This window comes from Streptomyces graminofaciens, from assembly GCF_030294945.1.
GTDB classification, from domain to species: Bacteria; Actinomycetota; Actinomycetes; order Streptomycetales; family Streptomycetaceae; genus Streptomyces; species Streptomyces graminofaciens.
Genome location: NZ_AP018448.1, coordinates 2111714 through 2124213, shown reverse-complemented (window position 1 = coordinate 2124213; position 12500 = coordinate 2111714). Strand labels below are relative to the sequence as shown.

General features: G+C 71.9%; 15 protein-coding genes and 1 pseudogene. 1 reads left to right on the top strand and 15 read right to left on the bottom strand.

Going from position 1 to position 12500, the window contains the following annotated elements; all coding sequences use genetic code 11:
* Positions 1-47: 47 nt before the first annotated feature.
* A complete protein-coding gene (locus SGFS_RS09215; RefSeq protein WP_286249306.1) occupies positions 48-431 on the top strand; it encodes a hypothetical protein in 384 nt (127 codons plus the stop codon).
* 4 nt (positions 432-435) lie between these two features.
* On the opposite strand, the gene SGFS_RS09210 is transcribed toward SGFS_RS09215, so the two are convergent.
* From SGFS_RS09210 to SGFS_RS09135, 15 genes and pseudogenes are all read right to left on the bottom strand, one after another.
* On the bottom strand, positions 436-924 hold the full coding sequence (locus SGFS_RS09210; protein WP_286249305.1) for a hypothetical protein: 489 nt from the start codon (positions 922-924) through the stop codon (positions 436-438).
* A 34-nt stretch (positions 925-958) separates the two neighbouring features.
* Positions 959-1816, bottom strand: a complete 858-nt coding sequence (locus SGFS_RS09205) for an SPDY domain-containing protein (protein ID WP_286249304.1) — start codon at positions 1814-1816, stop codon at positions 959-961.
* A 19-nt stretch (positions 1817-1835) separates the two neighbouring features.
* On the bottom strand, positions 1836-2693 hold the full coding sequence (locus tag SGFS_RS09200) for a winged helix-turn-helix transcriptional regulator (RefSeq protein ID WP_286249303.1): 858 nt from the start codon (positions 2691-2693) through the stop codon (positions 1836-1838).
* A 49-nt stretch (positions 2694-2742) separates the two neighbouring features.
* The gene (locus tag SGFS_RS09195; RefSeq protein WP_286249302.1) at positions 2743-3288 is read right to left on the bottom strand and encodes a hypothetical protein; all 546 of its coding nucleotides are present in this window, start codon (positions 3286-3288) and stop codon (positions 2743-2745) included.
* 170 nt (positions 3289-3458) lie between these two features.
* Positions 3459-4127: a hypothetical protein gene (locus tag SGFS_RS09190; RefSeq protein ID WP_286249301.1), complete on the bottom strand. Its 669-nt coding sequence runs from the start codon at positions 4125-4127 to the stop codon at positions 3459-3461.
* On the bottom strand, positions 4124-4612 hold the full coding sequence (locus SGFS_RS09185; RefSeq protein WP_286249300.1) for a hypothetical protein: 489 nt from the start codon (positions 4610-4612) through the stop codon (positions 4124-4126). The genes SGFS_RS09190 and SGFS_RS09185 overlap by 4 nt, the downstream gene beginning before the upstream one ends.
* Entirely contained in the window at positions 4609-5376 is a 768-nt protein-coding gene (locus tag SGFS_RS09180) for a glycosyl hydrolase (RefSeq protein ID WP_286249299.1), read from the bottom strand. Before SGFS_RS09180 ends, SGFS_RS09185 begins: the two co-directional genes overlap by 4 nt.
* The gene (locus SGFS_RS09175) at positions 5373-5969 is read right to left on the bottom strand and encodes a DUF4913 domain-containing protein (RefSeq protein WP_286249298.1); all 597 of its coding nucleotides are present in this window, start codon (positions 5967-5969) and stop codon (positions 5373-5375) included. Before SGFS_RS09175 ends, SGFS_RS09180 begins: the two co-directional genes overlap by 4 nt.
* A 153-nt stretch (positions 5970-6122) precedes the next feature.
* Positions 6123-7067, bottom strand: coding sequence for a DNA cytosine methyltransferase (locus SGFS_RS51795; protein WP_434026620.1), 945 nt, complete (start codon positions 7065-7067; stop codon positions 6123-6125).
* A gap of 79 nt (positions 7068-7146) precedes the next feature.
* Positions 7147-7299, bottom strand: a pseudogene (locus tag SGFS_RS09160) (DNA cytosine methyltransferase); the annotation flags it as partial.
* 22 nt (positions 7300-7321) lie between these two features.
* Positions 7322-7918 (bottom strand): hypothetical protein, encoded by a 597-nt coding sequence (locus SGFS_RS09155; protein ID WP_286249296.1) that lies wholly within the window; start codon positions 7916-7918, stop codon positions 7322-7324.
* Positions 7919-7965: 47 nt separating this feature from the next.
* The gene (locus SGFS_RS09150) at positions 7966-9135 is read right to left on the bottom strand and encodes a DnaB-like helicase N-terminal domain-containing protein (RefSeq protein WP_286249295.1); all 1170 of its coding nucleotides are present in this window, start codon (positions 9133-9135) and stop codon (positions 7966-7968) included.
* The gene (locus tag SGFS_RS09145; RefSeq protein ID WP_286249294.1) at positions 9132-9377 is read right to left on the bottom strand and encodes a hypothetical protein; all 246 of its coding nucleotides are present in this window, start codon (positions 9375-9377) and stop codon (positions 9132-9134) included. Before SGFS_RS09145 ends, SGFS_RS09150 begins: the two co-directional genes overlap by 4 nt.
* Before the next feature lie 477 nt (positions 9378-9854).
* Positions 9855-10652, bottom strand: a complete 798-nt coding sequence (locus SGFS_RS09140) for a hypothetical protein (protein ID WP_286249293.1) — start codon at positions 10650-10652, stop codon at positions 9855-9857.
* Positions 10649-12433: a type IV secretory system conjugative DNA transfer family protein gene (locus SGFS_RS09135; RefSeq protein ID WP_286249292.1), complete on the bottom strand. Its 1785-nt coding sequence runs from the start codon at positions 12431-12433 to the stop codon at positions 10649-10651. The genes SGFS_RS09140 and SGFS_RS09135 overlap by 4 nt, the downstream gene beginning before the upstream one ends.
* Positions 12434-12500: the final 67 nt, after the last annotated feature.

Below are 12500 nucleotides of genomic sequence, written 5' to 3'. Positions count from 1 at the left end.
GCGGTGTGCCGAAGTACGTAGTCGTTTCCGGGAAGGTGAGGTCTGCCGTGGGCGAACTGGCCGGCGAGGTGGGAGGAGGCCAGCGGGCCGGGGAATGGATCCGCGCGACCGGTTGTCGTAACCCGGTTGCGGCGCAGGGCCGTACAGAGCAGAAGGGACAGGCCGTGGCGGAGTCGAGCAGACACTGGGACGGTGCCGGGCTGGAGCGCAAGATCCGCGGCGCCGGGCGGCCGTGGACGGTGGGCGACATAGCGATGGTGGCCGACGGGCAGTGGGTCGTGGGCATCCAGGCCCGGAGGCAGCGTGGCGGGGAAGCCGTGGTGGAGCGTCGGATCGCAGACGGGCGGCGCGTCGAGCTGACGTTGGTGGAGCTGGCCCGCGCGATGGACTCCCGGTTCGGTGCGGCCCATCGCGACGAAGGCTCCCGCTGACCAGTTACCGTCCGGGCCCGGTCGTGGCCACCGTGGGGCGGACAGCGGCCGACGGGGCGGGCTGGTCCGGTGGTTGGCCCAGGGCACGCGGCGCGTGCGCGGAGCGGGCGACAGCGGCCTGGGCCAGGCTGAGCGACGGTGCCCGGTCCGCGGTCACGGCGGCTTCGCGGGCCTCGATCACGTGGCTGATCGCCTGCAGGGCTATGCGGCTCTCGGCCTGCGCGACACGCAGGTCCACCGCCGAGCTTGTGATCCGCTCCAGGTCGTAGAAGGCTGGCACATGACCGGCCCTAGTGAGGGCATGCAGACGGTCCTGGAGGACGGCGACCGCGTTGTTCGAGACGACGAGGCTCGAACGGATATGCATCGCCGAGCGCAGGAGCGGATCCTCGACGGGGCGGCGCACCGCGAGGGTTTCCAGCTCGTCGATGGGGCGGCCCCAGGCTTTCTCGATCATCGCGTCGGCCTGGTCGAGGGTAGTGGCGTCGGACAAGGGTGGCTCCGGAGGGTGAGAAAGGGAACGGTGGTCAGCGGCTCTGCCCCGGGTGCGGGACCTGCGGAGCCGACGGCGGGCACGGTGCCGGGATGAACGGCCGCGCGCCGACAGGCGAGGGGGCCACGGTGGAGCGGGCGTTGGCAGCGTGGGCGCGGCGCACGTCCAGTGGCGTCGGTACCGGGGGCCTCACCGGGGTCGCGGTGGCTTGCGGGGGAAGGCGGCGTAGGTCGTCGCCGTAACGGATGACCGGTGCCGGATCAGTGAGGGCGGTGTTCATTGCGGCGACCAGGCCCTTTGGGGTGAAGGACGAGGCGGTGGCGTACCACTGGTTGCTGGGCGGTCCGGCCAGCATGAGCCAGCGCTCTTGATGGCCTGTCATCTCGGCGGCGTGGTCGAGCCGGTTGCGGCGTAGGTGGACCTTGGCCAGGCCGTCCGGGGATTCGAAGGAGACGTCGGTCGCGCCGTAGCGGTGGCTCCAGCCTGCTGCCGCAAGAGGTGTGGCGACGTCCAAGGCCGCCAGCTCGCTGTTGCCGTAGTAGAGGTAGGAGTCGGGGCCCTCAACGTAGGCGGCGGCGAGCGTGGTGGTGAAGTCCTGGACGATCTCGGTGGGGGTGCTGTCCTGGAAGGTGACGAGCCAGCGGGGCATCGCGAAAGGATCGGAGTACGCCGTGATCTTCCACAGCGCGTCGTTGTCGCCTTCGGGCAGGTAGCCCAGGCGGACCGTCTGGTCGGGTGCGTTGATGTAGGCGTTACCCATCTCGTCGTGATTCAGTTTCCAGCCCGCGTCGAGGAGGGGCTGGAGGGCGGGATCGCCGGTGAAGGTCGATCCCGCCAGGTATCGCGGGGTGACGTGGTACTCGCGCCACTGCTCGTTCGGGTCGTACGGCACGGCTCCTCCAAGGGCGTGGTCAGCGGCGGCGGGAGGAGCCAGGAGCGGGCACGCCGGCGGTGGCCGAGGCAACGGGCGGAGTCACTCCGGCCGGTTGTGGCTGCGGGGCGTGGCTGAACAGGGAGTTCGGCGCGGCGGTGCTGCGACGCAGGGCGGCTGCGGTCCGGATGCCGTCCGACCTCGGCGGGATACCCGTGCGGGTGCGCGTGGCCGCCGCGACCCGGACAGGGGCGGGAAGCGGTGCGGCGACGGGGTTGCTCCAGTGCTCGACGGCTGCGTAGACCGGGCCCAGCGCCCGTCCGGCAGCGGTCAGGACGTACGGATCGCCGTGGCGCGGTCCGGTGCGGGTGACCAGGCCGTCGAGCTGAAGCCGGATCAGGCGCTGTCGGGTGAAGCTGTTGTCCAGTCCTGTCTGTTCGGCGATGTGGACGAACCGCATGGGCCCTCCCGCGTCGAGGGCCTGGATCATGGCGGTCGAGTGGCGAAGGTGCAGCCGGCGCACGGCGTCCTCGACGCGCTCGGCACCGGCCACTTTGCCGAGCGACAGGTGCGCGTGGGACCAGTCGGACAGCGCCCGGTGTACCGGGGAGAGTGCGATGCCGAACCCACTGAGCTGGTACGGGGCACCGTGGCGATGACTGGCTCGGGTTACCAGCCCGTCATCGTGCATCTGGGCCAGCCGCTTGCCGACGAACTGTTCGCTGACGAAGGGGAGGTGGGCGGCGACGCCACGCACACGCATGGGGCCGCCCTGCTGGGCCAGGGTCTGTGCCGACCAGGTGGTCCACTTCGGCGCAATCAGGGACAGTGCCTCCTCGACGCGCCGGGCGTCGACGAAGCCGATCTGGGAGGTTGCGGGTTGTGCGGGGGCGGACATGGCGGTAACTCCGTTATGACGATGGGTGAATCGAACGGTGGGGTGCGGATCAGTGGAGGTCGTGCTCGGCGCGGAGACGCTGGAGCACCGTGCCGAGGCGGCGGTTGCTGACGTGGATGCCGCGAGCGCGCAGGCCCTGGCGCAGAGCTTCGCGGTTGAGCCGGGGCAGAAGGGCCGCGACCTCTCGGGCTACGCCTATGAGGTCCTCATCACCCGGCGCGGGGCCGGTTCGCCGGACGGTCGAAGGCCGACGGGCGGCAGGCTGGTCCAGGAGGAGGCGGACGTCCAGCAGGTCCCAGACTGCCTCGGCTTCCGACTGCTCGCGGCGTTCGAGGTCCACGACTTCGGCCGCGTACCGCAGCACGAGGTCGTCGAGGGCGTGTTGGCCGGAGCGGCAGCGTTGCCAGGCCGCGTCGAGATTGCGGCGGGCGGCACGGGCATGGGCGTTCGTCGTGGCCAGGCCGTCGAGCCGCCGCAGCACGATGGGCAGAACGGGATCTCCCGAACCGCCATGCGCGCTGTGGCGCTGGAGGTCCTCCAGCGGTCGGCCGTACCGGTGCTCGACCAGGTGGCGGGTGTAGATCACGGTGGACATGGGGGTCTTCCTCCTGAGGATTTCAGCGGGAGCGGGAGGGCTTGGCGGTCGGGCCGGCGGGGGAACGCGGGTCGCGGGGTGGATGGTCGTCGCTCAGCGCCAAGGGGCCTCGACGCAGAACTTCTCGGCGACCGGGTGCGCGCCGGGCCGCTTCGCCCTGTCGTGGGGGTTCATTCGGCAGCGTCCATCCGGGCGAGCAGGGAGCGCACCAGAGTGGGCAGGCTGTCGGGGCCCTCGCCGGTTCGGACGTGATCGGTTGCCTCGCCGAGGACGTACGCGGCGTCTTCGAGCAGGCCGCTGGAGATCTCCATGCAGGCGTCGGTGATCCGGGAGGCGGCGAGCAGGGACCGCGAGAGCACCTCGACGTAGTCGCCGGGGCTGAGGTCGGCAGCCTTGGCGGCTGTGCGGATGGCGGCCAACTCCAGCGTGCTGAACGCGAAGTCGAACTCGTCGTCCTGGTCCGTTGGCGAGGGCGCGACGAAGGCAGGGTCCGGCGGCTCGGCCGGGATGCCGACGCGCGTGCAGATCTGGTCCACGGCGGCGGTCAGCTCGGCGAGGGACTCGGTGAGCCAGCCGAGCGCGGAAGCGTAGGACGCCAGGGTGAACAGACCGGCGGGGGTGGAAGGCAGCGGCTCCTCGACGACGAACTCTTCGAGCCGGTCGTTCAGTTCGCGGACCACCTGGGGACCGGCGGACAGCGCGCCGAGGACGGGATGCAGGTAGGAGCGGCCGGCGGAGGTGGGGTACTCGGTTGTCAGGACCTCCGAGACGCTCCGCGCGGCGTCGGTGAGCAGCCCGGCCAGTTCGGTGCGGTCGAGGGATGCACGGTCGGCGGTCATCGCATGGAGGCCTTTCGGGCGGTGGCCGGGGCGGTGGGGCTGGCTGCCGCCGGTGCGGTGGCCGGGAGGGACGCGGTCGGGTCGATCGCGTGGGGGGATCGGGACCGGGCCGCCTGGACTCGGGTCTCGGCCGCCGCGTCGGTGTCGGCGGGCCGGTTGAGGCCGGTGCGGTTGGTGCGGAGTTGGGCCGTGCGGTAGACCGCGTAGTCCTCCCGGGCACCGGCCGCGACGAGGTAGATCTCGAGTTTGTGGGTCGAGGTGGGCGGGGCCGGGCGGAACTGGATGACCATCCGGTAGGAGACGGCCGGGTCGACGTAGACCTTGTGGAAGCCCGCGAGGCGGCCGGTCAGCGGCAGGCAGTCGTCGCTGCCGTGGACCAGGTTCTGCAGTTCCAGCAGTGCCAGGTCGCGGATGTCGTCGGGGAGTTGGCGCAGGTCCGTGATGGCGTCCGGGTGGGCGGCGAAGGCGAAGCGGGCGCGGCTCACATCGGCCTCCGGGGAGTCGGGCGCTGACCCGTTCCTGGCGACGGCGCGTTGCCCGTGTCGAGGCCGGCTTTCGGGATCGCGGAGGCACCCGCTGAACGGGTGAGGGCGGCGCGGGTCAGCCGGGCGGCGGCCTCACCTCGGTAGTCCGGAGGTTGCGGCAGCGGACTGCCGCGGTCTTCCAGCCAGTGGCGGGCGGCGGCCTCGTCGGCGAAGGCGCCCTCGCGCATCGTGTACGTGTGGGCGTCGGGGTTCCCCTCTTCGAGGAAGACGCGAATCGGTGCCTGAGCGGCGCTGGAGTCACGGGTCAACGTCCAGGTCTCGGACGGGGCGTAGTCCGAGGTCCAGCTGTCGAGGACCTTGTATCGAGAGCCTGACTCCCGGATCTGCCGCTCGACCCAGAGGGTGAGATCGTCGGCGGGCTTCAGGGAGTCCCCCTTGGCCTGGGCGATCCGCTCGGGCGGGCAGCCACGCTCGATCAGCCAGTTCTGGGCGAACGCCAGGCTGGCGTGGTTCGCGGTCTCGAAGGTGAACGTGCGCTCGCGCAGGTCCCGCGTGATCTTGATGGCAACGAGCGCCGGATCACCGGGGACGCCCCAGGTCATCGACCTGTCGTGGGCGACGAGGTAGCTGTGCGTCCCCTCCGGAGTGGTGTGGTGCTCGGCCAGCACGGTCAGGTCTCCGGCCCAGACGCTGCTCTCGGCGAGTTCGGAGGCGGCGTCGGCAGGCTCGAAGTCGGCGAGGCGGAAGTCGGGTTCGGCGATCACTGGGCGGCTCCCGTCAGCTCGGGCGCCGGGGTCGCCAGCACCCGGTGGTTGGGCCGGGTCGGGCTCGTCGTGCATGCGGCGAAGGGGCCGTCGGGGGCACGGAGATGAACCAGGGCCTGGTCGAGGTGGTCGCGGTGCCACGTCGAGGGACCGGACAGGCCGGCCTCGGCGTCGGTGAGCTGCTGCCACGCGAGCCAGAGCGCGTGCAGCCGGGCAACGGCCTCGGGGTGCTCGTGCCACTGGTCGCACCACGGTCGGGTAGTGCTGATCTCCCGTCCGTAGACGGGCAGGAACAGGTGGTTCACCCAGTCGCTGAGAGCGGCCAGTTCGACGGCGTACGCCTCGCCGCCCAGGGCGAGGATGAACACCGAGGCCGGGGCGGCGGCCTTGTCGGCGCCGGCAGCGCCTGCGGTGGAGGTGCCCGCGGTGGGCTGAGGGGTGGAGACGGGCTCGGAGCCGAGGCGGTCCAGGATGACGCCGTGCTGGCGTACCTCCGCCATGGTCTTGGCGAGGGTGCTGGCGAGATCGTCGAGGTCGCCGTCGGGAACGCGGAACGGCTCGGGCGCGGGGGTGGCCTTGCTGGGGTCGGACATGGCGGATCCAAGGGAGTGAGCGAGCAGGGCGGGGGCGAAGTGCGGCGCGCTCTTCTGGAGGTCACGGCGGTGCTCCCTTCGCAGGTCGGCATGGGTAGGAGGATGCGGAGATTCCGCGATTTGGCGCGGCCGGGGAAACCGGGTAATGGGGCGCTACGGCGCGGTGCAGCGGGGGCAGCCTGGGAAGAGCGGTGCCAGCAACTGCACGGCTCGGGCGGCCTGTTGGGGGACCACACCGTTGCCGAGTGCGGTGAGCTGAGCCGGTCGGCCGAGTCCCGGAGTGGCGGTCACCCAGCCGGGGGCCAGGCCCTGCATCCACTCCACGAAGTCGGCGCGCAGGCGTCCTGCGGCGTCGGTGGGTGGCGGCGCGGGACGGGTGAGGTTCTCCCATCGGGCGATGGCGGAGGCGTACGCTCCCCATCGCCCGTCGATCCCTCCGCTTCCGGGGCCGCCTCCGCCCACAGCGGCAGGACCACCGCCGACAGGGGCGGACGCCAGCCCTTGCCCGGACGGCGGCCCGGGGTGCCGGTGTCGCTCGCCCTCGGGGTGGGCAGCAGCGACGCTGCCGCGCTCGGCAGCGTCATGTCCCCGTTGCCGTGCCGCTGGTTCGGCGAGCCCTTGATCCCGTCCGACGCCTTCGGCGTGGGCAGCAGCCACTCCACCTCGTCGGCCAGGTTCGGGCCGTGGCCGCCGCTCTTCCTCTTCGACGGATGCTGGGAGCCGCCGTTCTTGCCGATGTTGCTCGTCGGGGTCTTGAGCAGCGTGCTCGGCGGGCCAGGCGGTGAGGAATGTCCGCTCGCGACGATGGGGGGCTCCGACGTCGGAGGCACGAAGTACGAGCCACCGCGCGTCGTACCGGAGATCGGCCAGGGATCCGAGAACGGCACCAAGTGCCCGCACAGGAGGCTGGGTTGGGTCGTCTCCCAGACACCACGGGCAGAATTCCACGTCGCCAGGGGAACCGGCGGGCGAGGTGAGGAGACCTCGGACATTCTCGATCACCACCAAGCAGGGGCGGAGGGCTTCGACCGCACGGGCGACGTGCAGCCACAGTCCAGAGCGGGTGTGGGGGTTGAGTCCGGCCCGGCGGCCGGCCACGGAGACGTCTTTGACAGGGGAAGCCGGCCGTCAGGACGCACACCTGAGGAACGTCGGCCCAGTTGACGGCGGCGATGTCCTGCAGATTGGGCACGCCGGGCCAGTGCCGGGCCAGGATGCGTGCGGCGTCGGGGTTGATCTCGGCGTGCCAGGCCACGGTGCCGCCGAGCGCGGTCTGGACCCCGAGGTCCAGACCGCCGTAACCCGAGCAGAGCGAGCCGATCAACGGCATTCGCGCGGTGGTGGTCTCCATGTCACCGGCCACGTGCGATTCGGTCCGAGGGGGCCGCCACTGCCGTGGTGACGTTGGGCGGCGGACGCCCCGGAGAATGCGCGGTGGTCGCGGACCGGCTGCGGGCGGCCTGGAGCCGTGCGGATGGGGGAGAGACCGTTGCCGATGCGGCGTGCAGGGAGTTGGCCCCGTCGTGCAGGGCCGCGTCGGCGGTGGCGAGTGCTTCCTCCATCACCCGTACTGCTGCCTCCCGGGCATCCCTGGCGTCGGGCTGGTCGCGCAGACTCTCGGTCTGGTTCAGGAAGGCGAGCTGGTGGGCCACCGCTCCCAGGGCGGAAGCCGCTTCGCCCGCGGGCTCGACGGCGGCGGCGAAGTTGGCGATCACGCGAGCGGTGTGGGGCGCCTGGTTCTGGTCGGCGGCACGGAAGAGGACCTCGTCGCCCAGTTCGGTGACCAGCTTTCCGAGCTCGGAGATCTGGCGTGCGACGGCGACGACGTCGGGTGAGCGGTGGGGGTCTCCCGGCACCGGCAGCTTGCCGCGCTGGGCGTCGAAGGCGAAGGCCGTGGCGCGCAGGGCCAGGGCGTCGGAGAGTGGGGTGTTGTCCACAGGGCGTTCCAAGGTGAGGACGGTCGGATGGGCTGGGTTGGTGGAGGGGTGAGGACGGCTCAGCCGGGGGTGCGCGAGGGCGGTCGTGCGGCTGATGATGTGGAGGCAGGACCTGGGCATTCCGAGGGCCGTGCGGCCGGTCGCGCCGTGCTGCGGGCGAGCGCGGCGTGGACCTGCGCCGTCGGGGGCCCGTCGGTCGGCGGCGTGGGGGACGGCGCCGGAGCTTGGTGGCCGTTCGCGGTCTGCCAGCGGGCGCGCACGTTGTCGAGCGGCCCGAGCGCGTGCAGGGCGTGGCTGATGAGCCGTCCGGGGGCCAGGGTCTCGTTCTCGGCCAGGGCGCGGATGGCGCGGGCGGAGGCGGCGGCCGTACGGGCGACGGAGGAGCGCATGATCTGTTCGCCGAGCCACTCGGCGCTGCTGGCGCCGGCGCCATCGCAGATGGCGGTGAGCTGTTCGGTGGTCAGAGTGCCGTCGGCGAGCAGACCGCGCCGCTGGGCTTCCCACAGCATGGTGATCCGGTCGATGGGTTCGCCGCGGTGGTGCAGCGCTCCCAGGCAGCGGTAGAGCTGGCCGTGGGCGGGGTCGGCGAAGTCGTCGGGTCGCAGCCAGCCGACGACTTCGTCCATCGCTTTCGGCTGCTCGACCAGGACCGCCAGCAGGAACTGCTCGTCCTCGGCGACCTGATCCGCTCGTACCGGCGGCGGCGCGACGGGAGCTGTGGGCGGCGGTGTGGCCGGGGCGACCGGGCGCGGTTCGGACCCCCAGCGGCGCGCGAGGTCTTCGAGCACCCCGGCCAGGACGTCCGCATGGTGCAGCGCTCCTTCCACCTCACCTTGGAGGGCTGCGGCGCGGGCTGCCTGGTGGAGGCGGATCGCGTGCGCGGTCACGCTGCGGTGGATCGCTCCCTCCAGCACCATCCGGCCGTACACCGGGGCGTGCTCAGGCCGTGGGCAGGCCGAGATCAGGATGTGGGGATACACGGCGGTCAGCCCTCGGACGTGGTGACTGGCCTCGGCGACGGCGTCCGTCACCCAGGACAGCGGCACGCGTTCTCCGGCCGCCACGGCGGGATGGCTCTCGGCCCGGAGCTTGCGCAAGGCGGCGAACAGCGCCTGGTGGATGGGCCGGTAGAAGTGATCGGGCGCGAGCCAGTCCAGGTGCGCGAGCTGGCCGGGGTCGAGCAGCACCGAGCCGAGCACCGCCTGCTCGGCACTCAAAAGCGGGTTCATCGCTGCCGCCCGGGGCGGGGAGACGGCGGGTCGTCCTGCCGCGAGCGGAGATCGGCGACGGCCTGGTCGGCGGCGGTCATCACGTCGGCGAAGCGGTCCAGCTCGCCGGTGAACGCCGGATCGGTGGCGAGGATCGATCCGGAACCGGTGACCAGCCACCACTGGCCACCGCGTCGGACGACCGGTGACCGGGCGAGGCGTTCGGAACGCGCCAGGGGAGGGGACGGAGTGCGCGAGGACACTAGGGGACTCCTGAGCAGGTAGAGGGGAGGGGCAGGCCGTGACGTCGACGTCGGCCTGGACGGGGGTGCCGGAGCGGCAGGACTAGGGCGAGCGACCGTCCGGCTCGCCGTTCTCCAGTTCGGCGTCCGCGAGCGCGTCGAAGATGTCGCCCTGACGTCCGGACCACTCGTGGGCGGTGACCCAGTCGATTGGCGCCTGGTCCAGAGGCCGGCGACTGCGACGCGGATACGCCTGGCCGAGCAGCGGCGTGCCCTCCTTCAGCGGCGACGGCCGCGGTCGAGAGCCGTCTGCGCGGACGCCGGGAGGGACGGCGTGGTGGGCGGTGGGGCCTGCGGTGTGGGGCGGTGGGGTGTCGTGGTGCGTGTGGTGGCGGCTCGGACTCGTGGGGAGGTGTCGTCGGTATGCTGGCAGGCGTTGGCGGTGTCGGTGAAGCGGCGCCAGGCGTAGTCGGAGCGGTCCGCGGTCCAGGCCGGGGCTCAGGCGACGAGGGCTTCGGCGAGGGCGGCGACGTCGTTCTCGGGTGCGGTGCCGCGGGCGAGGAGGGGGCCGGCGGGGGACCACAGGTCGATGCGCCATTCGTCGCCGAGCCGGACGGCGGTGACGTAGCCGTCGTCGGGTGCCGGTTGGTAGGTCCACATGTGGGCGTGGACTATCCAGCCGGGTCCGGCGAAGGGGGGTTGGACTGGCTCGGGCAGCGGTTCGGGTGTGCCAACCTCGAGCAGGTCGAGTAGCGGTCCGTCATTGAGAGCCGCGTCCATGAGCCGTAGCGCGTCGTCCGTGGAGACCTCCTGGCGCCCCTTGAGCGCGGCGAGGACGGTGCGCAGGGTGCTGAGGTGTTCCCGGGCGTCGCCGGGGTCGAGCCGGTCCTCGGCGGGCCTGTCCTGGCGTAGCCAGTACCGCACCGATGCCGCCTGGGACCGCAGCGATTCGATGTCCCTGGTGGAGAGCCGTTCCGGCAGGTGTTCGACGCGGTGGACCAACTGCCAGTAGGGCTTGAGGTGTTCGTTGACGACGTGGCGGGCGATGCGGTCGATCTGGGGGCGGAAGCCGGCCACGGCCCCGGCGCGGACCTGGTCGTCGTGGTGGCGTAGATCGGTGAGCAGGCGCATGTAGGCGTCGTGGGTGTCGATCCGGTCGCGGACGACGGACTCGTAGGCCCGGTTGAGGAGTTCCAGGTCCGACAGTTCCCGCGCTCCGGACTCGGGGTGGTGGGCTGCTTCGCGCCGGAGGGCGGCGACGCGTTCGGCGGCGGGGACGTCCCAGACCCCGCTCATGCCGCACGCCTGAAGCCGGAGTTGTTCGCCTTCGCGAGTGCGCGGTCGGTGATGGTGGCCGTGGCGGCGGCGGAGGCAGGCGCGATGGTCTTCGCCGACGACTCCTTGTACCAGGGCTTGAGGTCGAGCAGCGCGATGCGTAGGCCGGTGGTCAGGAGGAGTGCCTTGCCCTTGGGCAGCGCACGGATCGCGTCGGGGGCGAGGATCCGCTCGGTGCGCATGGACACGGAGGTCGACTTGCCGCTGTCGGAGTGGGAGACGGAGACGGTCCGTACCTCGTGCTCCCCGATCGCGCGGCTCAGCTTGTCGGCGAAGTCGATGTCGTCGATGCCGGAGCCGACGATCTTGACCGTGGCGGCGCTCCAGAGTGCGTCCATGCCGGCCTCGCCCCAGCACCGCTGGCCCTGCCGGTAGGACTGCAGGATCGTCATCGGGATCACGCCCCGTGAGCCCAGGTGGCTGTACAGGTCGGGGAGATCGGAGATCTTGCACACGTTGGCGGCCTCGTCGAGGACGCACAGGGCAGGTGGGTCGAGCCGCCCGCCGGAGCGCTCCGCGACGTCCACGGCCGCGCGCATCACCGCGTCGGCCGCCGCCGCGATGATCGCCGATGCCGAGCCGCCGCCGTCCTTGCTGAGCAGGTACAACGTGTCGCGGGAGGTGGCGAACGCGGAGGGCTTGAACTCGGGAAGGTGCTTGTCGGGTGTGACCCAGGCGGCGATGTCCGGGTCGAGCAGGCAGCTCGCGTACTGCCGCGCGGTCTCGTAGATGCCGTCCCGCGTTTCCGTGGCCCCGCTGACGGTGCCCTGGAGCTGGGCGGCGACCGCCTCGTGGCCGGCATCGGTGAGCAGGTCCACCGGAGTGCGGTCGGCGGGGGAGGCGAGCCAGGCCAGGACATCGGTGATCGGGCACCGATGGCTGGCGGCGGCCAGGAACAGCGCGCCCAGCGTGTTGCTCGCGGCGGTGGACCAGAAGTCGGCACCGCTGGACTCGTCCACGCTGGCGGCGACGAAGTGCCCGGCAAGACGTTTCGCCCCGGCCAGGTCGCGGGCGTCGGCCAGGATGTCCCACCACATCTCGCGCGGGTGATGGGCGATCTGCTGCGGGTCGAGCGTCCAGATCGTGCCGACCTCGGCGCGGGCGTCCACTGTCGCGGTGAAGGCGTCGTTCGCCGCCTTGTTCGAGGTCAGCAGTACCGGGCCTGGAGCGGCGAGGATCGCGGGGATCGCCAGCCCGGACGTCTTGCCGGAGCGCGGGGCCATGATCGCGACGATCACGTCCTCCCAGGAGGCGCGGACCTCGGCCCGGCCCGGGGAGTGCGTGCCGACGAGGATCCCGCGGTCGGCGGGAGCGACCTCCTTCGGTTTGAGGCCGGACAGGCTCGGCCGCAGGCTCTTCGCCTTGGCGGTGATCTCCTTGTTCATCAGAGGGGCGAGATCCCGCCTGCGGGCGAGCCCGTTCATCGCACCGCCGCGCAGCCGCAGCCACACAACCAGGCCGGTGACGGTGAGGCAGACGGAGAACAGCCCGGGGACGAGCCGCGCGCCCACCAGCAGAGCGGTGGGGCTCAGGTGCGGCCACAGCACGTCGGGGTGCAACAGCGAGTTGGTGGCCTCGAACGGCGCCCAGGGGCCGGTGCCGACGAGAGCGTTGGTGAGGTTGCCGGTCAGCCAGGCGAGGGAGCCGAAGGCGATGGCGGCGCCGAGGACGCCGAACAGGAGGTAGAGAAGCGCGTCGGAGCCGGTGGTGGCCGAGGGCGCGCTGGTACGCGGTGCGGGCATGGCGGGTCCAAGGAGGGAGAGTGGACAAGGCGAGGCGGGATGCGCGGCGCTCTTCTGGTGGTCATCG

Excerpts from the sequence above, each read along its gene's own strand:
- SGFS_RS09200 (WP_286249303.1), bottom strand. The coding sequence starts at position 2,693 with ATGTCCGCCCCCGCACAACCCGCAACCTCCCAGATCGGCTTCGTCGAC.
- SGFS_RS09195 (WP_286249302.1), bottom strand. The coding sequence starts at position 3,288 with ATGTCCACCGTGATCTACACCCGCCACCTGGTCGAGCACCGGTACGGC.
- SGFS_RS09190 (WP_286249301.1), bottom strand. The coding sequence starts at position 4,127 with ATGACCGCCGACCGTGCATCCCTCGACCGCACCGAACTGGCCGGGCTG.
- SGFS_RS09175 (WP_286249298.1), bottom strand. The coding sequence starts at position 5,969 with ATGTCCGACCCCAGCAAGGCCACCCCCGCGCCCGAGCCGTTCCGCGTT.
- SGFS_RS09150 (WP_286249295.1), bottom strand. The coding sequence starts at position 9,135 with ATGAACCCGCTTTTGAGTGCCGAGCAGGCGGTGCTCGGCTCGGTGCTG.
- SGFS_RS09140 (WP_286249293.1), bottom strand. The coding sequence starts at position 10,652 with ATGAGCGGGGTCTGGGACGTCCCCGCCGCCGAACGCGTCGCCGCCCTC.
- SGFS_RS09135 (WP_286249292.1), bottom strand. The coding sequence starts at position 12,433 with ATGCCCGCACCGCGTACCAGCGCGCCCTCGGCCACCACCGGCTCCGAC.